This is a genomic window from Leucobacter japonicus (assembly GCF_001273855.1).
GTDB lineage: Bacteria > Actinomycetota > Actinomycetes > Actinomycetales > Microbacteriaceae > Leucobacter > Leucobacter japonicus.
In genome coordinates, this window is sequence record NZ_JHBX01000035.1 from 1 (window position 1) to 257 (window position 257).

The 257-nt window shown below is 70.8% G+C and carries 1 protein-coding gene; it reads right to left on the reverse strand.

Features of this window, described 5'->3' with window-relative positions:
• The coding region (locus tag AMS67_RS00095) for a pyruvate kinase alpha/beta domain-containing protein (RefSeq protein ID WP_277619531.1) at nucleotides 1-257 on the reverse strand (257 nt) is incomplete at both ends.

Genomic DNA, 257 nt, shown 5'->3' on the forward strand with positions numbered 1-257 from the left:
GGTCAACTCCATGCGCCTGCGGGTATCGGCATCCGGGGTGAAGCCGATGATCGGGATCGGGCGGCGCAGGCGCGACATGCGGCGCACCGTGTCGCCCGACTCCGTGAACACGCAGATGTACTTGGCGCCGATGAAGTCGGCGACCTCCGAGGCCGCGAGCGTGAGCGCCCCGCCCTGCGTGCGCGGGGCGGTCCCCAACGGGTCGATCCGATCGAGCGCGTGCTCCTCGGTGGCCTCGATGATGCGCGCCATCGTGG